Raw genomic sequence first — 19,636 nt, forward strand, 5'->3', positions numbered from 1 at the left:
CTACTTTGTAAATGCGGCACTCATATAACCGACTACCTGTGACTTGTCTCCGCTTGCATCTGCACTGGTTCTGTAATCAAGCAGTGTCGGTTTCAGACCGTTTTGTATTGCTGCTATCAGCATCGCTTCTACACCTATAATCCCGCAGGCCTCACAGCCCTGATGTAACTCAGCAGGATTGAGATTGGCTACGGCATCAAGGCAAACGGTATCAAGAGTTTTTGCCTTTTCAATGTCATAATAATGGCTCAGATCCGTACTAATAACAACAACAGTATCTTCATCCTCTAACAAATATTCAATAACTTTTGCCAAATTGGACGGATTTTCATTTCCATAGACAAGTTCCACAACAGAAGCTTCCGGCAGATAGTTTTTTACAAAGGGCATCTGTACTTCTGTTGAGTGTTCTGCATGGGCGTCCGGCTGAAAATGCAGGCCGAATTTTTGAATCAGTTCATCTGCAAGCTGTTTGTCTATAGGCAGGTTGCCCAGTGGTGTCTCATAGCTGTCATATTCCGCAACACTTGTACCGTTTAAATAGACACGGTGACTCGGTCCAATCACCACCACACGTTTTGCATGAGAATTTTTTAGTAATCTAAAGGCGATATTTGCCGTAAATGCAGAATAAACATAGCCTGCATGCGGCACAATAACAGCTCTTGGCTTTAATTCAAGGACTGACTCGTCTTTTATGGACTCATCTATTATTTTATTGTAATGAGCGAACATTTTTTGTATTTCATTTTTGCTTGCGGGATAGAACTGTCCCGCAACCGCATCTTTTCTTGTACTCATTTCCATACTCCTTCTATAGCTCGTCCGCATTTTGGACAATGTCCCTCAACAAGAGAATTCTTTGTGACTGCATACCCTGTTCTGTCTATAAGCAAAGTCCCGCAATCCGGACAGTAGGTATCGCCGTGGACGGGAACATTTCCCATATAAACATACAATAAACCTGCTTTTTTTGCTATATCACTGGCACGCTGCAGGGTTTGCAGTTTTGTATATTCGTGATCCTGCATTTTGTAATCAGGATGAAAGGCACTCAAATGCCAGGGCACATATACGCCGAGTTCATTGGCTATAAATGATGCCATTGCTTCTAAATCTTCATCACTGTCATTATCGCCTTCTATTAAAAGTGTCGTCACTTCCACCCAGATACCTTCTTTGACCATACCTTTGAGTGTCTCTTTGACCGCTTCAAGTCCGCCTTTTAATACTTTTTTGTAATAGGCATCGTCCCAGCTTTTAAGGTCTACATTGGCAGCATCAAGCCACGAGGCCATATCTTTGACAACTTCCGGGGTTTCAAATCCGTTTGTGACAAAAATATTTTTCAGTCCTTTTTGTCTTGCGATGACACCGATATCTTTTGCATACGGGTAAAATATCGTCGGTTCATTGTAGGTGTAGGCAATGGAAGAAGCACCGTTCTCCAAAGCCAGATCAACCATCTTTTCGGGAGAAATATAGACGCTTTCATCGACTGTATGCTCTTGTGAAATCTGCCAGTTCTGGCAGAACGGACATTTGAAATTACATCCGACTGTCCCAAAAGAAAGGGCAGTTGTACCCGGCAGCAGATGGTACATCGGTTTTTTCTCGACAGGGTCAAGATTTATCGTGCTTGGATGCCCGTAAACAAGTGTTTTCAGTGCTCCGTTTTCATTTTTGTTGACGCCGCATACACCGACCTGTCCCTCTTTCATTTGGCAATAGTGTTGGCATAAAATACATTTAATTTTTTCTTTTTCCGGTATTGTTTCATAATAATTCATATTAGTCTCCTTGAGTTAATCTTCTTTATAAAGGAAGACTCAACTAAGGGACATATTAGCAAAATAATTATAAAAAGTCAAATATTTTTTTCTTAAGAATATTTGAACTATTTTTGAGTATGCATTTCAACTTCTTTGGGTCAAAGTCGCAGTGGTATAATAGTTGTAAAAGGAAAAAATATGTTAAAAAACAAGAAATCTTCGATAAAAGGTGCCTTTTTCGGTGCACTGGCGGGCGATGCTTTGTGTCTGGGTTCGCATTATGAGTATGACGCACAGAAAATCTACAAAGCATACGGAAACAAATCGATAGAAAAATTTATGAGTCCGGGTGAAATGATGGGCGGACAGACACATGGAATAGGGTGGGGAGAACGCAATTATCACCCCGGAAAAAAAGCAGGCGGAACTACTGACTATGGCGATTACAATATAGTCATTTTAGAACATCTGGCAGCTACGGCTAATCCGCCAAGAGAATTTGATGTCGCTTCATTACTGCCACACTGGATGAATCGTTTGGAAAACGGATGGGGTTCATGGATTTGTACGATGACAAAAGAGACCTATGCGCAGGTGAAACAAGGTATGCCTGTTGAGCGTTTGGGTGGAGGCTCCAACGCCACAGCCATCCGTCATGTAGCAGCCCATGCCTATTATGACAATGAAGAAACACTTGCCCGTGTTGCACGCCAGGCTATGTTTACGCATCGTCATCCCGAAGCACTTGAGGGAGGTGAATTTTTTGCCAGAGTTACACATCGTGTCATTCACGGTTCAACTCCACGTGATGCCATTGAAACAGTGGCAGTACAGATGGGAGGCTTTATAGAAAGCAAGGTGGCACAGGCAATAGCAAAACACAAAGAAGCAACAGATGAAAACAGCGAACTCTTAAAAGAGAAGTTCTGTGATGATCTGGCACTGACATCTATGGCAAAACTCTGGGATGTGGGAAGAAGTGAGCCTATTAAAGTAGGAAAAGCATCTCCCACACAGGGAACTTTACCGGGTTCGGTCTATTTTATACTTAAATATGCTGAAAACGAGAACGGACTTAACGAGGCTCTGGCTGCGAATGCTATGGTTGGCGGAGACAACGCTTCACGGGCAATTGCCATAGGCATGGTACTTGGTGCATACTTTGGCGTAGATGCAATTAATTCTCAATGGAGGGAGACTCTTGATCAATGGGAATATTGTGAAAAACTTTTAGAGACACTGCCTCTTTTAAAAGAGGTATAAAATTCAGTTATATTATGAATTTTGCTATACTTTCGCTTAAAAATTCCAGAAAAAGGATGAGTAATAGAACCTCAGAGCGAAATTACCAGAAAAAACCTTACAGTTATGATGACTTTGTTTTATGAAAAAGCCATAGAAGATACAATACTGGGACCTTATTTTATCCATGAACTCGGAGATGATATGCAAAGTGAAGAGTGGGTTGAGCATATTGATCTTTTGGCTGATTTTTGGTTGGCCAAGATGCTTGGTCAAAAAACCTATAAAGGAAACTTCATAGGTGCACATATTAAACTTCCCCAAATCAGCAGAGAAAGTTTTGACAGATGGTTGGAACTTTTCTCTTTAAGTGTTGATGAAGTCTATGTGTCTGAGATTGCCGAAGTTTTTAAGAAAAAAGGAACTCTGTTTTCGCAACAGTTTATAAATAATAAACTCAAGATTTAGAATCTATGATGAACATGAAAGTCCGATGTTCTTGTACTCTTCGGGTGTTTCCTGTGTAAAATGCTCAAATTCAGGTAATTCATCATAAGGTTTTCTTGCAATGTGCAAAAGTGTCTGTACCATTGAAAAATCACCTTTTTGGGCAAGGAGTATCGCCTCTTGCAGCATATAGTTTTTTAAAACATATTTTGGGTTGGCTTTGAGCATTGCTATATCATAAAGCTGTAAAAATCACTGTCGAGTAAAAGGTAGGGTGTTTGTAAAATCATATCATTAAGTTTCATAGAATAATATTACATGCAGAGGGCTAAAAAGAGGGCAGTACTCAGGATTTACTTTCTTATTTTTTGTGCCAGCTAAGGAAAAGAATTATATAATATTTCCTTAAAAGAAGAAGGAAATAAATTTTGACAGATGAAAAAACTGCTATATACTTTAAAGTAACACCTGCGCAAAAAGAGACAATAGATTTAAGAGCACAGGAGAATGGTTTTGATGATGTTCGTGCATATTTAAAAGTTGTAGCGCTCAGAGCACAGACTTTCAGTATCTCGGATGCAGGCTTGTCTACAGAAGAGCCTGCAGTTGAACTTGGATTCAGTGTAAATAAACTGCAAAAAGAGATACTTGAGGAAAAAGCGCAAGAAAGCGGGGCAAAAGAGCTTGCACAATATTTAATTTATGTTGCCCTGCACGGAGTAGTGACATCAGTCATCGAAATACGCTCAACCGGAAAGCTTGATTCGATGCTTGAACGTATTATGGCAAGTAAAAGGAGATAAAAAATATGCTGATTAAACCGCATGAGGTACAACAGGTAAGCAATGAAGTGATTAATATGCTTCATGACGAGGAAATTGAGATTATTAACAGTTTTTATGATGCAGTCGTGGCAAAAGATATAGAAAAAATTGATGAGCTTTTTAAAGTTGTTTTGTTTGATGTTGAAGACCATTTTCAGACAGAAGAAGAGATGATGAAACAAAATAATTATACCAATTACCAAGTTCACAAGAATGACCATGATACAATGAGAGAAAAGATTGCAAAGTTTTTTGAAAGATGGCTTGTTTTGAAAAGTCCCCTTGAACTACAGGATTTTTTAGAAACTGATTTCAAAAAGTGGCTGGTTTTACATGTATCCAAATGGGATTCGGAGATGGCCTTACATTTGGGACATGCAATGTAGTCTTATTTTTTCAGAGACAGACCTATAATTGTATCGAGCTCATCCTCATAAATAATCTCTTTTTCAAGAAGAAGAGATGCGAGCTTTTCGATAACATTCCAGTGTTCATCAATAAAGTTTTTAATATTTTCCTCACCCTCATTCATCCATCTTTCAAGTGCTTTGTCGATTTTTGTATGGTAGTGCTCTGTATCTTTACTGACACTGCTTCCTTTTTGTGCATCCATAATTCCGTTGATATTAATGTAGCCGACTTCTTTGTCCATTCCATAATGTGCTATTGCTTTATAGGCATCATGTGTAGCCTGTTGCAAATCATTTAACGCACCGGAATTCATTCCGTCACTGCTGCCAAAACGCTTAATCTGTGAAGTCATGCCTGCCAGGGAGACCAATATTCTGTTTTTAAAATCTTTTACGGTCATATTGTCCTGAATTTCATTATAATCATGAGAAATAAAATGCTCATTGTTGTCCCGAGGCGTCAAGCTTATATGTTCTATATGGATATGAGGCATCAGTATCCTGGATGCAACAGCGCGTCCTGCTTCATAAATAGCTGTCTCTTCAAATATCTGTTCCGCAGAGAGATAGGTCTGTTTTTCGCCATACTTAATAGCATTGATTTGTTCAACCAAAATTTCCTGTGTTATAGCAGGCAAGCCATGTCTTAAGCAGTAAAATGAGGCTTCTTTGCTTAACAATTCAAGTTGTGAACCGGTGAATCCTGCAGTGTGCATAAGCAGTCTGCTCATATCAAAAGAACCGCTTGAAGGTTTGTTTTGTATGATTTTATTTAAAAAATACTCTCTGGCATCTTTGTCAAGATTGTTTACTTCAATGTGAATTTCAATACGACCGGGTCTGATGATTGCACTGTCAATGTTTTCTTTATAGTTGGTTGCCGCTATAACAAAAATATTTTCACCTTTTGTATCAGAAAAACCATCTATTTCGGAGAGAAGTTTGTTTATTGGAACCTCTTTTCCGTTTTCTCCGCCGCGTTTGCCAATGGTATCTATTTCATCTATAAAGACAATAGCAGGTGCATACTCTTTTGCTTTGCTGAAAACCTGTTTTGTTTTTACAGGGTCAAGAAGTTCAAGCCCGGTTATAGCAATAAAAGGCAACTCGGCTTCTTTGGCAAAAGCTTTTGCAAGCATTGTCTTTCCTGTTCCCGGCGGTCCGTAAAGAAGCATACCTTTTGGCGGTGCAACATCAAAACTCTCTAAAAGCTTGGGTTCTTTAAAAAAGTTAATGACCTCCTGCAGTCTCTGTTTTGCTTTGTAATGTCCTGCTATATCATCAAAAGAGACATTTGGTATGTCAAAAACCAATCCGTCCTCACTGAAGTCTTTGATTTTTGTGACCTGTTTAAATCTAATATTGAAAATCTTATAGCTTATAACGCCCCGCTTGCTGGTAATACTGTCTTCTACATCAAGTGTAATGTTTTTTCTGAAAAGTTCTTTTACCAGTGTTTCATCTTCTATAAGAGGATTGACTGTTTCGTTGAGATAATTGAGGGAACTTTTTGAGAGGGAGACTTTAATTTTAACAAACTCACCGGTTTGTATACCTGAGTCCATTATGTATGCGGTAATTCTGTCAAAAAAAGTGGTGCTGACTTTGTCTTTTATACGTCTTGCATCCAGCTCCGGAGCAAAGTTCAGTATTTGTATTTTTAAAAAATCATCGAAGTTCTCTTCAACTGAAAATTCAATGTTGTATTTTTCTTTGAATCCGTCTTTATATTGTAAAAATACTTTTTTTGCAATATTCGCATAGGCATCGTAGTTCAGTTTGTTAAAAAGACAGATATTCGCCTGCGAAAACCTGGAAACCAGTTCCGGCAAAATTGCTTCCTGCCAGCCACCGCTTCTGCTGTCCCTTTTTCTTTCACGTCTAATGGCTTCAAGAATCATAGATTCAGCCTGAATATAATCCTGTTTTACAAGGTCTTTAAAACGGTTGTCAAGATAAAGCTCTTTTCCGAGACTGGTCGTAATGATAAAAATTGCCTGTGTAAAATCAACCATATAGTTGGCGTTTTCTTCATTGTATATAATGTCTGGATCTTCACTGCAGGGAGCATCTGTAACCTTGTCCCATCCACAGCCGTCACGTAACTGACCGCCTTCAAATATACCTAGAAGATTACTCTGAATTATGTTGTCACATTTTTCAAAAGCATCAAGCACTATAATCGCTTTGGGATTTCTGTGTACAAAGCCTGTCAGCTGACCGACACCGTAGCCTTTCCATCCGGCAGGATAGCCATAGAGTTCACCACCATTTTGTTGATGGTACTGTGTCATATCAAACTTCATGATTTTATATTTTGGCAGATGTTCACTCATAAGCTCAGCCAAAAAAGTTTTTCCGGTTGCAGGAGAACCCAAAAAGAGGTATGTAGCTTTCGGGGCTTTTTTATTTTCACTGATATCATTTTTCATACTGTTGACAACAGTATTTATAGCCTGTTCCTGTCCAAAAAGTTCTTTTGAAAGTTTTTCTTTTAAAGTTCTTGCAAGCTCTATATTGTTGACTGCTTGAGCAACTGGTTCTTTGTCTGCCTGCGCCAATTTTTTTGCATAGTTGTCTTCAATGATTTTTTCATGTTTTTCTACTGCTGCCTGTGCCAGTTCTGCTAAACTCGGTTTGTTCTTTTCTTCTTTGTCCATAGCTGCTTGGGCTAACTCTTTTAAATTTGGCATATTCTCATCTTTTTTTGATATAATATTTTTTAATTTGTGTATATTACTGAATTGTTGTTGAGCCTAAACATAAGATAAAAGGCAGTGGGTAAAAGAGAAAGGCAAATTAAAGCTATGGGCCAAAAGAGGCTCAAATAGCTTTAAATCACTGGGTCGCAGAGAGGTTTTTACTGTGCACCAAATTGGCGGGAGTCCATTTCAGCCATAAACGTTTCTAGAGAAAACGTAATATAGTTTGCCAGATCCTCAGGAGTTTTTTCAAGGTCATTGAGCGTTAAAGGTACAATCTGTATATGTGAATCAGTACCGTTTACAGCATACGTAAATTGAATATACGGGCCCTTTGCTTCATCATGTCCTTTGACGTTTTCTGTAACCAAAACACCAGGAATAAAATAGTCGACAGTCACATCAGGATTAACCTGAACCTTATCAACAAGTTCCACCACTTTTTTTAATTTTTCTACCTGTTCTTCTACCATAATAACACTCCTCGTAATTTGTATCAGCTCTGTAGCCGATTTTTATATTTTAATAGATAGCATGGTAGTAAAATAAAACAAACTGAAAATATAAGAATTAGATTAATTATTTTATTTAAGACTGCAAAAAGATTATCATTATCATTTGGGATAAAATTTAGCTATACTTTTATGATTAAAAATTAGGAGAGTATATGCTTTATGATACCGTAGACAGAGCTAAGGTAGAAGAGATGGTACATCGGTTTTATACTGATGTACTCAAAGATGATATTTTAAGCCCTTATTTTACAAAAGCGCTGGGAAGTGATTTGAAGAGTGGAAAATGGCATGAACATTTAAATACATTAATTGGGTTTTGGCTACTGATGATGAATGCAGAAATTGGTTACAAGGGTGATCCCTTCCCTCCGCATGCATTTTTGGGGCAGATGTACAGAGAAACATTTGAACGCTGGCTGATGCTTTTTAAAAATGTTGTTGATACTATGTTTACTCCTGAAATTGCTCAAAGGTTTTACAAAAAAGCAGATATTTTAGCTGAACAGTTTATTGACAATTTGGATATAGATGAAGAAGAGGAAGAGTAGATGAGTGAACAAGCAAAAATATTAGAAGAAATGCAGCAACTGGTTATGCAAATTCTTAAAACAGGTACAGCCACTGTAGAAGAGGGCGACAGACTTGACGAACTTGAAGAACAAATGCTCAAACAAAAATGCTACAGGCCGACTGACACTCAAAACAGTGCAAATCAGGGTGAAGAGATTGCAGAACTGTTTTTTAGCAATGATATGACAGGTGCAATAAACAAAATGATAGAGTATGACATTACGCCAGAAGATTTTTTCGGATTTGCTGCCTATCATTATGAGGATGAGCCTCGCGTAGGAATGTTTACAAAATCATTTATTGATAATGTAAACACAACTTATAAATCTAAATCTTAAACAACGAAGTTAAAATAGATAAACTCTATTTTAACTTTGAAGCAATGTCTTTGACAGCATCACTTGCATGATTGAATGCAAGTGCAATACTTCCCTGATCCGTAACAACATCACCAATAGTATAAAGACCTTTTACATTTGTCTCAAAAGTTTTTTCATCATACACCGGAACATCCCATTCCCCTGTTTTAACACCTGAATTTACAAGGATGTCTTTTGGAGTAGTACCGCCAAGTGCATAGACTGCTCTGTCATATTCACCGGTAGTTCCATCTGTAAAGTTTACTTTGATTGCTCTTTCTATACCTGGTTCAACACTTGCAACATCTACACCGAGTTTATTGATAAGTTTGCCATTGTTAAGGTACTTCATACACATTTCTGTATTGGTCGGATTCATTCTTTTTATTTCAGCCTGTCTGTAATTGAGTGTTACAACACAGTCTTCCATACCTTCCATTTCAATTAAACCATAGGCATACTCACCGGCGGTATCTCCACCACCGACTATCATTACATGTTCACCGTTTTGAACTTTGGAAAGGTTGAAGTTAAGTACACTTTTGAGTTCTTTGGGAAATTTGTATTTTGGTTTGTTAGGTTTACCCATGCGACCAACAGAAAGAATAACATTTTTTGCTTTCATATTTTCAAGAGCTTCGGCTATGCCGTCTGTAGCATAAACAATTGAAAAAAGTCCATCTTCCTCTTTTTCAATTCTAATTATTTCATGGTTGTATTCAAATTTGTCCAATACGCCGGCTTCACTTAATTTATCATTCATTTGTTGAATATAATCTTCTTTTGAACACTCTTCAAAAGTAACATTGCCAGTAAATTTAAACTTGATTCCCATCCAGTCTTTATCTACTCTTTTGCCTTTTTTGTAAAACTTATGAATCATATCATTATGATGCGGTGCCTTGTCTATAACCATAACATTTTCGATACCGGCCAGTTTTGCTTCTATAGCAGCTGCCATTCCTCCAGGACCTGCACCTATTATTGCCAGGTCTACTGTCTTTGGATTATTTTGCGCCATTTATTTCCCCTTTTTGTCGTAAAATTCAGGCCGTAGTATAGTAAATTTCAGGAAAATGTTCTTGTTAATATCTGTTTATGTTATTTTTTTAATATGTTTTTAAAATTTCTTTGTTTATATACCGGTTTGATCTGCTCTTGAGGGGTGTTCAGAAACAATTTTGCGTACATCCTCATGCTCGTCACTGCTTAACCTTTCAAGTATATCAAGCGGCGCAATCGGATTTTTCGCAACCGCTGCCCGAACATTTTCATCTTCGTCTTTGCTTAGTTTATTTAAGATTTCAGCTGTTGTGCTTGGGTTCACTGCGATAGAAATTTTGACAAATACATCCTCATCATTACTGAGCGTATCCAAAATATCAACAGGGGTGTTTGCATTGCCGGCTACCCAGGACACAACTTCTCTGTCTTTGCTTAGGGCTATGAGCGTTTCGACTTTTGTATTTGGGTGTTCTGCAACAAATTCACGAACAAACGGACTTTCGTCTTTGCTTAGTTTGTCTAATGTTTCAGGTGAAGTATTGATATGTGCAGCAACTCTTGCGCGTACAAACTGGTTTTCATCTTCACTTAATTTATCCAGTGCTTCTGTGGATGTCTCCGGGTTGTTTGCCAGTGCTCTGCGAACACTCTCGTCACTGCTTTGTATCGATTCTAATTCTTCTTGTGTTATCATTTTTGCTGTTACCTTCATAATAATATGGTTTTTGATTTCGTGAATTGTAGCTATATGTCTCTTAAATGCTTAGTCAAAAGAAAACGGAAACTTTTTTTCTAAGTTATTCATCAAGTCTGTCTCTCTTTGTGATGTGACATTCTTTTTCAAATACTCCCAGAATTCTTTTGCTGCACTGACAACCCGGAGCCATTCTTCATCCTGCAGTATCTCCTGAGGATTTTCATCCGGTTCCATATAAAAGGCTGCAAGTCGATGAAACTTTTTTGCATGATCAGCCTCTTGTTTGGAAACATTTGCATGCAGGACAGCTTTTTCGTAAGCATCGTCGAGTGCTAATATGTCAAAATAGGCACTTATGCATTCATCAAAGGAAGAAGACCATACTTCATCATCGGGCCATTTGGCTGTTTGGGGGTAGACCCATGCCATTTCCTGGAGTTTGAGATTTGAAAATTCAAAGATTGTAGTTATCCAGTAGAGCCGCCATCTTTGTTTCAGTTCGACATCACTGATATCATCCTGCAGATTTGCCATGAGCATAGTACTCTCCTTTGGTATGTTTTATAAGTTGAATCTTACCCTTTCTTGTCTTAAGCCTAAAGAGGTTAAAATTCAGTAAATACACAAGGATGAAAAATGAGCATGACAGGAATGATATTTCAGTTTAACAGTAATGACGGCAAGGGATTGCTTATGTTGTCTGACGGTGAGACAAAAGAGTTTGACACTACCCAATGGGTAGAGAAAAGTAACATACCCTCTGTAGGATTGAAAATCTCATATGATGAAAGTGGTGATAAAATCAGGGTGAAGCCATACAATGAAGAAAAAAAAGAATCTTCCGCCTATTCAAATGCTGATGAGTGTATTCTTCACTTTAAAGAAGAGGGATTTAAAGTTGTCAAGGACACTGCAGGTGAAATGACGCGAACAATTACACTGAGAAAGTATGAAATGGGTGACTTTGCAGAAGTTATAATCAAGTCTGTGAACGATAAAGTTTCCGTAACCCATATGATAAACGGGAAAAAAACCAACTGATTTTTTTTATTTTTTATTAAGTATCCAATGGTATTATAATCACAAAAAGGAGACAATAATGAGCGAAACAACAACGGAAAAAGTGGACTTTGACAACATGAGTGTCATCCAAAAGATTAATGCTGTAGATAAAATTATAGATGAAAAAATCAGAGAATTCTTACATGCAGATGGCGGGGATCTGGATTTTATAGATCTTAAAGAGACAAACGGTCTGACTGATATTTATATCTCATATGTCGGGGCCTGCGGATCTTGTGCAAGTTCAGGAGGAACACTGACTTCCATTCAGAGAATTTTAAACGGTCAACTCGAAACCGACAATATCAGAGTATATGCAGTTTAGCATACAAAAGGAAAAAAATTGATTGCACAAGAAGAACTTTCGATGGTAGCAGTACCGAGCATGAATGACACACACCTGGAGGAAAGTCTTCTTATAAACAAACTTGAGACAGCTGCAGGCAGCAACGATATAGAATCAACGCTTGCAACGCTCAAGGAGCTTCTTGCACATACTTCCATACATTTTTCAGAAGAAGAAAGTATGATGCAGGAAACAAAATTTCCATCATATAACTCACATAAAGCAGAACATGACAGACATTTAAGCGAGCTTGCGCATATCATTAAGTATTTTGAAGAAAAAAGAGATACGAATGCGATTATGGCTTACATAAAGGGGAATTTAAAAGCATGGATGCTTGATCATGTTAAAACAATGGATACGCTGATGGCGGAGTATTTTCAATCAGCTAATTCTTAATACTTTAAAACAGCGGCATCAACCGGCTGTTTTTAATCTTCGTAGGTTGGAGAAGTGTAGTCAAATCCAAATTTCATCTTTTGGCTTATATCTTCATCTATCTGGTCTATAATTTCTTCGGTTACCTTTTCAATATTTTCGATAAACCTGTTTTTTTCTCTTACATTCTTAAATGAGTGAATGGTATAAGATTTTTCCTGTGTAAATGTCTCTAAAAACTTTTCTAAAACATCATCCCAGACTAAAATAACTTCTTTGCTTAACTGGTTTTCTTTTCCATCTTCTGGAAGCGTAAAATTAAAAACTATATTTTCTTCATATGTAATGACTTCATATTTTTTATTTGCTGTCAATTTGTATCCTTTTTAAAATTGACAGTGTACCTTTGTACTTTTTGATTGCACTTAAAATTAAAAACACTTATAATTTTTTAGCTAACGGGAATATAGGTCTGATACATTTCCCACCATTGGGCCAAGTCTCTTGCTTCTTGAGAGAAAGGATTGTTTACTATTCTTTCAAAAGTGGCAGTATCGAGACTTTTAAGCTCCTTTACAAGTTTACTGACACACTCTAAAATGACATCCGGCACTTCTTTATCTTGAGAAATTAATACATAAGCATAAAGCTCACAGGTATAATGTTTCTAGGTCTTGTGCCCAAAGACTAAGCTCAACCTGAGAGAGCTGTTGGCTGATACGGCCGACTTCTTCTCCTTCTTTGAAGGCAATAATGGTTGGAAGCGCACCCACTCCATACTCTTTTGCTGCTTTTTGATGTTTGTCGGCATTTATTTTTAAAAACCTTACTGTCGATCCAAAACCAAGTGCCGCATCTTCATAGTCTTCATACATTGCCATACACGGACCACAGGCAGTAGAATAAAAATCAACCAATACCGCAATACTGTTTTCTTTGATATGCAGCATGCAGTTTTCATCATCTACTTCAACAACAAAAGGATTGTCGAGTTCTGAGTGGCATTGTTTACAGATAACGGTTTCTTCTTTGGATTCACCTTTGCTACTGTTAAGAGTGTTGCACTCTGAACATACTATTTTAATAATTTCCACAATTTGCCTTCTTTTATCATATCTTTTTGTTTTGATTATATTAAAACTTAAATAAGAAACACTTAAGTTTTAAACGAAGGAAATAATCTTAAAATATGGATTTTTTATGGCAGTTTCAAGTGTGTTGATTTCATCAAGTACAACCAATACTTCATGATTTTCGGTTTTTATTTTGATACATTCCTGATGATTTTCGTTACGGGCTGTATCAAGTGCTTTTCCTTCAAAAACAGAACCTGATTTCATGGTTAATTTAACAGGGTAGTGGTACATACATGCTATTTCAATATAGTCGTATTGTTGACAGCTAATCATGTTTGTAACAACAACTCTTCAACATTTTGTCTTGAATCAACAATAGCCATAACATAAACAGTGTCATTTTCAATTTTATACATAATCCTCCAATGCTGCACAATCAGCTCTCTATAAATAGGTATAATGTTGGTTTTTCTGTAATGGTCGAATATAGCCGATAAATTTCTGCCAGGTAATTTATTGGCTATTCTTTTTTGTTAGTATTGAACTTCTTATCAGTTTTTGTAGTAGTAACTCTTCTACATTTTGCCGTGAATCAAAAACAGCCATTATATAAATAGTATCACTATCAACTTTATACATAATCCGCCAAGGGGAAGCAATAAGTTCTCGATACATTGTAATGCCTTCTTTTTGAAGTTCAGGTACAACTCTGCCTCTTAATGGAAAAAAGTTACTAGAGTTAGCTTTAGTTTTTATTTTTTGATAAATTTCCTTCATATATTCAACAATATTTAAGAGGTCTTCTTTCGCATTTGAAGTCCATTGAACTTTATATGTTTTATTCATCTATTAAGAAGTTCCTCAACAGATTTAAACACATCTTCTTCTGAGTGAAGATTTCCCTCTTTTATATCTTCCTCAGCAAATGAAAGAAGTTTAAGTATTGAGATGGCATTTCGCATATCTTCATAACTTTTTGGATCGCAAATTACAGCTTTCGCTTCGCCATTTTGAGTAATAATCATTGGTCGGTGTGTTTCGTTAATATGTTTGAGAACGTCAGCCGCTCTACTTTTTAAATATGTAATAGGTTTTATATCTTCAACAATTTGCATAAAATCTCCTTCAGTCTTTTTATTGTACCAAATTAAGACTTAATATGCAAGTGCTATACTAATGGTTGAAGATAGCCAATGAGTTTCCGTTAGGGAATTTATTGGCTACTCTGTTTTGTTAACTTACTTGCAAATGTGCAGTTTCTTCTTTGAGCCTTTCAGCAATCCAAACTTTAATGATAGACTGTCTAGTTACACCTATCTTTTTTGCTTCTTTGTCTAAAGAGTCTATAACCCATTGTGGGAAATCTACATTAACTTTTTTTGTATCTGTTTTAAGAGCATTAGGTCTGGTAGCTTGTGAAAAATCAAGATATTCACTTATGTCTTCACCATTATCAAACTTCTCATCAAACTCTTTAGCAGTTATTGTTTTCATAATTCTTCTCCTCATTTTTCCTACATCTTCGAACACTAATAATTCTATTTGTGTCTTCTCTTATAGTAAATATTACAACAAAACATTTTGTGAGTATTTTTGAGATGAGTGCATAGCGAATTTCATTATCAACAATGTTAGCAGGAACAACAAGTGCATCCTCATCTTGCCAAAGCTTTTGAGCTTCTACAAAATCTATGCCATGTTTCTCTTTATTGATTTGACTTTTCGTATCATCATACTCAAATTTCACATAAATCCTTTTTTTGTATTTTAAGTATAAAAAGTATACTTTAATTATACCATATTTGTCAAGTCTTGAAAGTTTTTGTGGAGAGTTAACGGCGAAGCTGAGTGGCACGTTTAGGGCTCAGCTTTGTTTTGTTAGCATTTAAGCACAGTTAGTCTTGTAGTCTAAAAAAAGACTTTCTACTGGTATGTGCAACTGCTTATGTAAATTTCTTATCATCTCAATAGTGAGTTTTCTTTTTTTATTTAAAATTTCAGATACTCTAGATTTACTTCCAACAATAGAAACTAAGTCTTTTTGCTTTAAGCCTTCTTGCTCCATTCTAAACTTAATAGCTTCTATTGGGTCAGGTGCTTCAATTTTATAGTGTTTTTCTTCATAAGCCTCTACTAAAGTTGTTAAGACTTCTAGTTCATCCATCTCTGGTGTATTTGGTTTGGCACTCATTAAATTTTCAATTCTTTGCAGTGCTTCATTATAGTTTTGCTCATTTTTGATTGGTTTAATATTCATCTTATAAATCCTCCATTTTAACTTTATCGTATTGTTTATGTGTTCCAATAAATTTTACAAAAACAATTTTTGCATAATAGTTTATTGAAACTATCAATCTATACTTATTTCCAGCAATATTGAAAACAACTTTTTCATTTTCAATAATACTAGCACTTCGATACATCTCTTTTACTTCATTTGGATTATTCCAATCAAGTTTTAGAACTTCTTTATGCCAAGCTTCTAAAGAACTCTTAGAATCTGCATATTTTGACTGTTCATAAAAATCTTTTAGTTTTTTCTTTGAAATTATTCTCATAGATGGATTGTAACATAGTTCCCGTTTTTAGAACTTAAATTATGTAAGATGAAATTTTTGAGGATGCTAACGACTGACTTGAGAAATATTTGAGCCGCTAGGGTCAAATATTTCTCTCCTAGGTTTTGTTGTACTTTTTAGTCTAGTAAATCCATACTGTTTTGAATACTTTCATCAATAAACTTAAAAAGCTTATCTTTATCATTAATGGCTTTTAAGTATTCACTTCTATGTTCATTTTCAATAAGTGGAGGAACTATATTATTTTGTATAGCTTGAAAAGCCATAATTAACCTTCCAACTCTTCCATTACCATCGGCAAATGGATGCACTCTTTCAAATAAAATATGAAACTCTGCAATATCTTCTAAACTCATATTATTACTATTAAATCTATAAAGTAAATTTTCAATATCATTTGATATTTTATTAGGTGCTGATAGTTTTATATCTACACCTTTTATATATCTTTCATCTAATCTGTATGCTCCAATAGGTTTAGAAATAAATTGAGGTGCTACATGTAGAGCATCTTCAAACATAATTGCATGTATATCTTTTATAAAACTACTGTCAATAATATTTTCTTTGTTAGTAGCTTCACGAACTATTACATCATAGGCTTTAGCAAAACCTAATATTACAAGCTGTTCATGTAGAGGTTTATCTCCTGCCGTGTTCCCATGTTCAAGTAACTCTTTTGTTTCACCAAATGAAAGGGTTGTTCCTTCCATCGCATTTGAGTGATGAGTGATAGAGATACGAAGTTGTCTAAAAAGTTCTTCTCTTTGTTTTAATGATAATTCATTTAACTTTTTCATTTACCACTTTCCTTATAAATTAGACAAGATAGAAAAATAATCTAATTGAGTATTTTAGCATTATTTGATATATACTTCTATCATTTTACTTTTTGCCATAAAATTTGTAGCATAACTTAGTAATTCATATGTCAACGGCGGAGTTAAATTCAGCAGTTTTTCGTAAGAAATATTACGAATTGTAACCTTAAAGCAACTCTATCTACTATGAATGTTTCATTGATTTTTTAGACTGAAACTTATATAAATCTGAATCTACTAATCCCTCCTCCTTTTTTTCTTTAAGTCTATAGGAATCGCCAAGTATATTGATCACATGAGAATGATGTAATAGCCTGTCAAGTATGGCAGTTGTGACAACTTTATCATTAGCAAATATTCCACTCCACTGACTAAAAACAAGATTAGAAGCAACAATGGTAGAGCCTCTTTCGTAGCGTTTTGAGATAACCTGAAAGAAATGATGTGCATCTTCTTTACTCATAGGGAAATAACCTATCTCATCAATTACAAGTAGTGATGGAGCCATTACAGCCTGCTTGATAAAAGAGTCATACCGTTTCTCTTTTTTTGCATGACTCATCTGAATAATCAGATCACTTGCCGTAATAAACCTTGCTTTGATGCGTTTTTGTACTGCTGCATATGCCAGTGCAATAGCAAGATGTGTTTTTCCGACACCAGATTGCCCAAGTAGAATAATATTCTCTTTTCGTTTTACAAACTCAAGTGTAGCCACATCACATATTTTTTTACTATGTTTTGTTATGTCGTCGTGTTTTTGATGTCCTTAAAGTTTCAACGGGAGTTAGTTGAGTTTTTAAGGGTTTTTCACTTACTGTGTTTAGTGAATTTCTTGGCGTTTACTGAGAAGACTTTACTCTTTCTTCTCTCCGTTTAAGCTTGTGAACTCTCTCTTTGAAGTTTGTTTTTCTTTGAAACAAACTCACTCTAAGCAAGGTGCTTACGATAGACACATAACGGTCGAAGATAGCCGATAAATTTCCGCTAGGTATTTATTGGCTACTCTGTTTTGTTATACTTTGTTGATGATTTTCAAGAAGTCTTTTTCCATGAACTACTGCCATAAACAAAATACTATCTTCATTCAATTTATAGATAAGTCTATAACTATAAACAAAAATTTCTCAAATTTTTGTGTCATTAAATTCAAGAACTTTTCGCCCTAGTTCTGAAAATCCTTGTAATATCTCTGCTTTTTCAAAAAACTTTGAAACTACAGATTTAGCATAGGTTGGGGAATCTTTTTCTATGTAAGTTGCAATTGACTCAATATCCTCAAGAGCTTCTTCTGACCACTCTAGTGTGAAAGCCATTTATCCATTCTTTGTTTTGCATCTTGATGCGATGAAACTTCACCATTTTCAGCACGACTAATACCATTTTTAATTTTTTCTACAACATAAAGGTGATATTGGATATCTTCATAAGTACAGTTATCAGGAAGATTTTGAATCATCTCTTGTGCTTCTTGTTTTACAGCTACCATGTACTTTCCTTTTTTGTTTGTATTATAGCATATTTGAATTTGGAGTATAACGACTAGCGGGTGTTCAACCCTACGTTTTGTTATGTCGTCGTGTTCTTGATGTCTTTTCACTAGCTACGAGAGTCTGTTAAACTGCTAAGCTTTTTAGCATAGCTACATTTGAAATATTGAACTTTCGATGTAGTTTTTACTTCTTTTAAACGCAATGGCGTTTACTGAAAAGGCTTTTCTTTTTCTTCTCTGTGTTTAGCTTGTAAACTCTCTCTTTGAAGTTCGTTTTTCTTTGAAACAAACTTACTCTAAGCAAGGTGCTTACGATAGACACATAACGGTTGAAGATAGCCAATAAATTGCCGCTAGGTAATTTATTGGCTACTCTGTTTTGTTAGAATTTTTTTTATTTTGTTATATTTTTATCCAAGTTATAAGTAGTGATTGATGCACTTATAATAAATTTTAGTAATATATTGGCCTTTTCAAAATCATCTTTATTTTTAAGTAAGTCACCTTCCATATTTAAGTCTGGTGCTGCATAAGTACGGAAACTAGCTATTACAAATGGATAGTTTTTATCATTATATTTATATAGCTTCCATCTTTCAACAAGTTTTGGAATTTCATTTAATTTCTTAGTTAGAGTATTAGTTATTCCTAAATTTAATCTTTTTCTAAATTGATAATCAAAATTTCTCTCCAAAGCTTCTACGAGAGGTAAACTGTAAAATGATAATTTGAAGTAAAGCATATTTTCAAAATTTATAAAGTCCGTTAATTCTTTATTATTTTTTATTTCAATATTTTTCATCAAATTATCTGTAGCTTCTGGAATCTTCTTAGGATTTGCATTATATAGAATTCTGCCTATTTCATCTCTAATCATCTCACTTTGTTTAAAATGTAGTCCAATTAGAGCTAGATCATTATCTACTACATTCATGATGTTGTCTATAGAATAAATAATATCATCGAAAGAGAATTTTTCTAATTTATTTCGGTATTCAATGATTTTTAGCTTCGCATCCCAAAAATCTTTATAAATTTTTTCGTACTCTTGTGGTGTTAGCCCATAATTTTTCTTAAGTAAATGAATTAATTTTTTGTATGTTTTTTTCGTATTTTTAATAACACCTGTACCTTCATCAAATAATTCTTTATGTTTTTCAATAATATATAACTCGGTTTTGTTTTTTTTATCGAAATATTCAATTTTAGATATGTAGCCAATTGATCCAATAATAGCAGTTAATAATGTACCTACTATAAGTAATACAATATCTTTTCTATAACCAGTGTTTTTTGTTTCTTCGTGCATATTTCCTCTTTTCTAACGGTGGGGAACACG

Annotated in this window: 31 protein-coding genes; 9 read left to right on the forward strand and 22 right to left on the reverse strand. The window is 35.4% G+C overall.

Features of this window, described 5'->3' with window-relative positions:
• Both amrB and amrS read right to left on the reverse strand, forming a co-directional pair.
• Nucleotides 1-801: an AmmeMemoRadiSam system protein B gene (gene amrB / locus ACM66U_RS05985; protein ID WP_418640316.1), complete on the reverse strand. Its 801-nt coding sequence runs from the start codon at nucleotides 799-801 to the stop codon at nucleotides 1-3.
• The gene (amrS, locus tag ACM66U_RS05990) at nucleotides 798-1,790 is read right to left on the reverse strand and encodes an AmmeMemoRadiSam system radical SAM enzyme (protein WP_418640317.1); all 993 of its coding nucleotides are present in this window, start codon (nucleotides 1,788-1,790) and stop codon (nucleotides 798-800) included. Before amrS ends, amrB begins: the two co-directional genes overlap by 4 nt.
• Nucleotides 1,791-1,970: 180 nt before the next feature.
• Here amrS and ACM66U_RS05995 point away from each other — a divergent pair, with 180 nt between their 5' ends.
• Nucleotides 1,971-3,035 carry an ADP-ribosylglycohydrolase family protein gene (locus tag ACM66U_RS05995; RefSeq protein ID WP_418640318.1) on the forward strand — a complete coding sequence of 355 codons (1,065 nt, stop codon included), beginning with the start codon at nucleotides 1,971-1,973 and terminating at the stop codon, nucleotides 3,033-3,035.
• Between the two features lie 105 nt (nucleotides 3,036-3,140).
• Complete coding sequence (locus ACM66U_RS06000) at nucleotides 3,141-3,482, forward strand: group III truncated hemoglobin (protein WP_151900344.1); 342 nt, start codon at nucleotides 3,141-3,143, stop codon at nucleotides 3,480-3,482.
• A gap of 3 nt (nucleotides 3,483-3,485) precedes the next feature.
• Here ACM66U_RS06000 and ACM66U_RS06005 read toward each other — a convergent pair whose 3' ends face one another.
• Entirely contained in the window at nucleotides 3,486-3,689 is a 204-nt protein-coding gene (locus ACM66U_RS06005; protein ID WP_188110064.1) for a hypothetical protein, read from the reverse strand.
• A 200-nt stretch (nucleotides 3,690-3,889) separates the two neighbouring features.
• Here ACM66U_RS06005 and ACM66U_RS06010 point away from each other — a divergent pair, with 200 nt between their 5' ends.
• Both ACM66U_RS06010 and ACM66U_RS06015 read left to right on the forward strand, forming a co-directional pair.
• On the forward strand, nucleotides 3,890-4,264 hold the full coding sequence (locus tag ACM66U_RS06010) for a hypothetical protein (protein ID WP_151900343.1): 375 nt from the start codon (nucleotides 3,890-3,892) through the stop codon (nucleotides 4,262-4,264).
• Between the two features lie 5 nt (nucleotides 4,265-4,269).
• On the forward strand, nucleotides 4,270-4,671 hold the full coding sequence (locus ACM66U_RS06015; protein WP_151900342.1) for a bacteriohemerythrin: 402 nt from the start codon (nucleotides 4,270-4,272) through the stop codon (nucleotides 4,669-4,671).
• A gap of 2 nt (nucleotides 4,672-4,673) precedes the next feature.
• Here the strand turns inward: ACM66U_RS06015 and ACM66U_RS06020 are convergent, their stop codons facing one another.
• Both ACM66U_RS06020 and ACM66U_RS06025 read right to left on the reverse strand, forming a co-directional pair.
• The gene (locus tag ACM66U_RS06020) at nucleotides 4,674-7,388 is read right to left on the reverse strand and encodes an AAA family ATPase (protein ID WP_418640319.1); all 2,715 of its coding nucleotides are present in this window, start codon (nucleotides 7,386-7,388) and stop codon (nucleotides 4,674-4,676) included.
• A gap of 167 nt (nucleotides 7,389-7,555) precedes the next feature.
• A complete protein-coding gene (locus ACM66U_RS06025; RefSeq protein WP_151900340.1) occupies nucleotides 7,556-7,870 on the reverse strand; it encodes a hypothetical protein in 315 nt (104 codons plus the stop codon).
• A gap of 194 nt (nucleotides 7,871-8,064) precedes the next feature.
• On the opposite strand from ACM66U_RS06025, the gene ACM66U_RS06030 reads away from it, so the two are divergent.
• Nucleotides 8,065-8,460, forward strand: a complete 396-nt coding sequence (locus ACM66U_RS06030; RefSeq protein WP_418640320.1) for a group III truncated hemoglobin — start codon at nucleotides 8,065-8,067, stop codon at nucleotides 8,458-8,460.
• On the forward strand, nucleotides 8,461-8,820 hold the full coding sequence (locus ACM66U_RS06035; protein WP_151900338.1) for a hypothetical protein: 360 nt from the start codon (nucleotides 8,461-8,463) through the stop codon (nucleotides 8,818-8,820). It abuts the gene before it with no gap.
• A 25-nt stretch (nucleotides 8,821-8,845) separates the two neighbouring features.
• Here ACM66U_RS06035 and ACM66U_RS06040 read toward each other — a convergent pair whose 3' ends face one another.
• The 3 genes from ACM66U_RS06040 to ACM66U_RS06050 form a co-directional block, all read right to left on the reverse strand.
• A complete protein-coding gene (locus tag ACM66U_RS06040; RefSeq protein ID WP_418640321.1) occupies nucleotides 8,846-9,862 on the reverse strand; it encodes an NAD(P)-binding domain-containing protein in 1,017 nt (338 codons plus the stop codon).
• A 114-nt stretch (nucleotides 9,863-9,976) separates the two neighbouring features.
• Nucleotides 9,977-10,540, reverse strand: coding sequence for a hypothetical protein (locus ACM66U_RS06045; protein WP_418640322.1), 564 nt, complete (start codon nucleotides 10,538-10,540; stop codon nucleotides 9,977-9,979).
• A gap of 69 nt (nucleotides 10,541-10,609) precedes the next feature.
• Nucleotides 10,610-11,083, reverse strand: coding sequence for a hypothetical protein (locus ACM66U_RS06050; RefSeq protein WP_151900335.1), 474 nt, complete (start codon nucleotides 11,081-11,083; stop codon nucleotides 10,610-10,612).
• A gap of 96 nt (nucleotides 11,084-11,179) precedes the next feature.
• On the opposite strand from ACM66U_RS06050, the gene ACM66U_RS06055 reads away from it, so the two are divergent.
• Genes ACM66U_RS06055 through ACM66U_RS06065 form a run of 3 tightly spaced genes read left to right on the forward strand, consistent with a single transcriptional unit; the run spans nucleotide 11,180 to nucleotide 12,350 of the window.
• Entirely contained in the window at nucleotides 11,180-11,584 is a 405-nt protein-coding gene (locus ACM66U_RS06055; RefSeq protein ID WP_418640323.1) for a hypothetical protein, read from the forward strand.
• Nucleotides 11,585-11,642: 58 nt separating this feature from the next.
• Nucleotides 11,643-11,930 (forward strand): NifU family protein, encoded by a 288-nt coding sequence (locus ACM66U_RS06060; RefSeq protein ID WP_151900333.1) that lies wholly within the window; start codon nucleotides 11,643-11,645, stop codon nucleotides 11,928-11,930.
• A gap of 18 nt (nucleotides 11,931-11,948) precedes the next feature.
• A complete protein-coding gene (locus ACM66U_RS06065) occupies nucleotides 11,949-12,350 on the forward strand; it encodes a bacteriohemerythrin (protein WP_418640324.1) in 402 nt (133 codons plus the stop codon).
• Nucleotides 12,351-12,382: 32 nt separating this feature from the next.
• Here the strand turns inward: ACM66U_RS06065 and ACM66U_RS06070 are convergent, their stop codons facing one another.
• The 14 genes from ACM66U_RS06070 to ACM66U_RS06135 form a co-directional block, all read right to left on the reverse strand.
• Nucleotides 12,383-12,703 (reverse strand): hypothetical protein, encoded by a 321-nt coding sequence (locus tag ACM66U_RS06070; RefSeq protein WP_346388757.1) that lies wholly within the window; start codon nucleotides 12,701-12,703, stop codon nucleotides 12,383-12,385.
• A 276-nt stretch (nucleotides 12,704-12,979) separates the two neighbouring features.
• Nucleotides 12,980-13,423 carry a thioredoxin family protein gene (locus tag ACM66U_RS06075; RefSeq protein ID WP_346388758.1) on the reverse strand — a complete coding sequence of 148 codons (444 nt, stop codon included), beginning with the start codon at nucleotides 13,421-13,423 and terminating at the stop codon, nucleotides 12,980-12,982.
• 69 nt (nucleotides 13,424-13,492) lie between these two features.
• Nucleotides 13,493-13,738 (reverse strand): Rho-binding antiterminator, encoded by a 246-nt coding sequence (locus tag ACM66U_RS06080; RefSeq protein WP_418640325.1) that lies wholly within the window; start codon nucleotides 13,736-13,738, stop codon nucleotides 13,493-13,495.
• Nucleotides 13,739-13,918: 180 nt separating this feature from the next.
• Nucleotides 13,919-14,251: a type II toxin-antitoxin system RelE/ParE family toxin gene (locus ACM66U_RS06085; protein WP_418640326.1), complete on the reverse strand. Its 333-nt coding sequence runs from the start codon at nucleotides 14,249-14,251 to the stop codon at nucleotides 13,919-13,921.
• Nucleotides 14,248-14,520, reverse strand: coding sequence for a type II toxin-antitoxin system Phd/YefM family antitoxin (locus ACM66U_RS06090; protein ID WP_151900327.1), 273 nt, complete (start codon nucleotides 14,518-14,520; stop codon nucleotides 14,248-14,250). Before ACM66U_RS06090 ends, ACM66U_RS06085 begins: the two co-directional genes overlap by 4 nt.
• A 118-nt stretch (nucleotides 14,521-14,638) precedes the next feature.
• Nucleotides 14,639-14,899, reverse strand: coding sequence for a type II toxin-antitoxin system BrnA family antitoxin (brnA, locus tag ACM66U_RS06095; protein ID WP_418640327.1), 261 nt, complete (start codon nucleotides 14,897-14,899; stop codon nucleotides 14,639-14,641).
• Entirely contained in the window at nucleotides 14,880-15,152 is a 273-nt protein-coding gene (locus ACM66U_RS06100; RefSeq protein WP_151900326.1) for a BrnT family toxin, read from the reverse strand. Before ACM66U_RS06100 ends, brnA begins: the two co-directional genes overlap by 20 nt.
• A gap of 138 nt (nucleotides 15,153-15,290) precedes the next feature.
• Complete coding sequence (locus ACM66U_RS06105) at nucleotides 15,291-15,662, reverse strand: helix-turn-helix domain-containing protein (RefSeq protein WP_151900325.1); 372 nt, start codon at nucleotides 15,660-15,662, stop codon at nucleotides 15,291-15,293.
• 1 nt (nucleotide 15,663) lies between these two features.
• Nucleotides 15,664-15,963: a type II toxin-antitoxin system HigB family toxin gene (locus ACM66U_RS06110; RefSeq protein ID WP_418640328.1), complete on the reverse strand. Its 300-nt coding sequence runs from the start codon at nucleotides 15,961-15,963 to the stop codon at nucleotides 15,664-15,666.
• Between the two features lie 137 nt (nucleotides 15,964-16,100).
• On the reverse strand, nucleotides 16,101-16,784 hold the full coding sequence (locus ACM66U_RS06115) for a Fic family protein (protein ID WP_346388761.1): 684 nt from the start codon (nucleotides 16,782-16,784) through the stop codon (nucleotides 16,101-16,103).
• A gap of 205 nt (nucleotides 16,785-16,989) precedes the next feature.
• Complete coding sequence (gene istB, locus ACM66U_RS06120) at nucleotides 16,990-17,553, reverse strand: IS21-like element helper ATPase IstB (protein WP_418641405.1); 564 nt, start codon at nucleotides 17,551-17,553, stop codon at nucleotides 16,990-16,992.
• A gap of 379 nt (nucleotides 17,554-17,932) precedes the next feature.
• A complete protein-coding gene (locus tag ACM66U_RS06125) occupies nucleotides 17,933-18,121 on the reverse strand; it encodes a type II toxin-antitoxin system RelE/ParE family toxin (RefSeq protein ID WP_418640329.1) in 189 nt (62 codons plus the stop codon).
• Nucleotides 18,106-18,294, reverse strand: coding sequence for a hypothetical protein (locus ACM66U_RS06130; RefSeq protein ID WP_151900322.1), 189 nt, complete (start codon nucleotides 18,292-18,294; stop codon nucleotides 18,106-18,108). The genes ACM66U_RS06125 and ACM66U_RS06130 overlap by 16 nt, the downstream gene beginning before the upstream one ends.
• 397 nt (nucleotides 18,295-18,691) lie before the next feature.
• Complete coding sequence (locus ACM66U_RS06135; RefSeq protein ID WP_418640330.1) at nucleotides 18,692-19,606, reverse strand: hypothetical protein; 915 nt, start codon at nucleotides 19,604-19,606, stop codon at nucleotides 18,692-18,694.
• Nucleotides 19,607-19,636: the final 30 nt, after the last annotated feature.

The sequence above is a fragment of the Sulfurimonas sp. ST-27 genome, from assembly GCF_048081595.1.
Taxonomy (GTDB): Bacteria; Campylobacterota; Campylobacteria; order Campylobacterales; family Sulfurimonadaceae; genus Sulfurimonas; species Sulfurimonas hydrogeniphila.

Bases quoted from the DNA above. Each gene is read 5' to 3' on its own strand.
- ACM66U_RS05995 (WP_418640318.1), top strand. From the start codon at position 1,971: ATGTTAAAAAACAAGAAATCTTCGATAAAAGGTGCCTTTTTCGGTGCA.
- ACM66U_RS06105 (WP_151900325.1), bottom strand. From the start codon at position 15,662: ATGAATATTAAACCAATCAAAAATGAGCAAAACTATAATGAAGCACTG.
- ACM66U_RS06040 (WP_418640321.1), bottom strand. From the start codon at position 9,862: ATGGCGCAAAATAATCCAAAGACAGTAGACCTGGCAATAATAGGTGCA.
- ACM66U_RS06125 (WP_418640329.1), bottom strand. From the start codon at position 18,121: ATGGCTTTCACACTAGAGTGGTCAGAAGAAGCTCTTGAGGATATTGAG.
- ACM66U_RS06015 (WP_151900342.1), top strand. From the start codon at position 4,270: ATGCTGATTAAACCGCATGAGGTACAACAGGTAAGCAATGAAGTGATT.
- ACM66U_RS06000 (WP_151900344.1), top strand. From the start codon at position 3,141: ATGATGACTTTGTTTTATGAAAAAGCCATAGAAGATACAATACTGGGA.
- ACM66U_RS06055 (WP_418640323.1), top strand. From the start codon at position 11,180: ATGAGCATGACAGGAATGATATTTCAGTTTAACAGTAATGACGGCAAG.
- ACM66U_RS06115 (WP_346388761.1), bottom strand. From the start codon at position 16,784: ATGAAAAAGTTAAATGAATTATCATTAAAACAAAGAGAAGAACTTTTT.
- ACM66U_RS06035 (WP_151900338.1), top strand. From the start codon at position 8,461: ATGAGTGAACAAGCAAAAATATTAGAAGAAATGCAGCAACTGGTTATG.
- ACM66U_RS06025 (WP_151900340.1), bottom strand. From the start codon at position 7,870: ATGGTAGAAGAACAGGTAGAAAAATTAAAAAAAGTGGTGGAACTTGTT.
- ACM66U_RS06130 (WP_151900322.1), bottom strand. From the start codon at position 18,294: ATGGTAGCTGTAAAACAAGAAGCACAAGAGATGATTCAAAATCTTCCT.
- ACM66U_RS06110 (WP_418640328.1), bottom strand. From the start codon at position 15,963: ATGAGAATAATTTCAAAGAAAAAACTAAAAGATTTTTATGAACAGTCA.
- brnA (WP_418640327.1), bottom strand. From the start codon at position 14,899: ATGAAAACAATAACTGCTAAAGAGTTTGATGAGAAGTTTGATAATGGT.
- ACM66U_RS06135 (WP_418640330.1), bottom strand. From the start codon at position 19,606: ATGCACGAAGAAACAAAAAACACTGGTTATAGAAAAGATATTGTATTA.
- amrS (WP_418640317.1), bottom strand. From the start codon at position 1,790: ATGAATTATTATGAAACAATACCGGAAAAAGAAAAAATTAAATGTATT.
- ACM66U_RS06045 (WP_418640322.1), bottom strand. From the start codon at position 10,540: ATGATAACACAAGAAGAATTAGAATCGATACAAAGCAGTGACGAGAGT.
- amrB (WP_418640316.1), bottom strand. From the start codon at position 801: ATGAGTACAAGAAAAGATGCGGTTGCGGGACAGTTCTATCCCGCAAGC.
- ACM66U_RS06060 (WP_151900333.1), top strand. From the start codon at position 11,643: ATGAGCGAAACAACAACGGAAAAAGTGGACTTTGACAACATGAGTGTC.
- ACM66U_RS06085 (WP_418640326.1), bottom strand. From the start codon at position 14,251: ATGAATAAAACATATAAAGTTCAATGGACTTCAAATGCGAAAGAAGAC.
- ACM66U_RS06090 (WP_151900327.1), bottom strand. From the start codon at position 14,520: ATGCAAATTGTTGAAGATATAAAACCTATTACATATTTAAAAAGTAGA.
- ACM66U_RS06030 (WP_418640320.1), top strand. From the start codon at position 8,065: ATGCTTTATGATACCGTAGACAGAGCTAAGGTAGAAGAGATGGTACAT.
- ACM66U_RS06080 (WP_418640325.1), bottom strand. From the start codon at position 13,738: ATGATTAGCTGTCAACAATACGACTATATTGAAATAGCATGTATGTAC.
- ACM66U_RS06020 (WP_418640319.1), bottom strand. From the start codon at position 7,388: ATGCCAAATTTAAAAGAGTTAGCCCAAGCAGCTATGGACAAAGAAGAA.
- ACM66U_RS06005 (WP_188110064.1), bottom strand. From the start codon at position 3,689: ATGCTCAAAGCCAACCCAAAATATGTTTTAAAAAACTATATGCTGCAA.
- ACM66U_RS06050 (WP_151900335.1), bottom strand. From the start codon at position 11,083: ATGCTCATGGCAAATCTGCAGGATGATATCAGTGATGTCGAACTGAAA.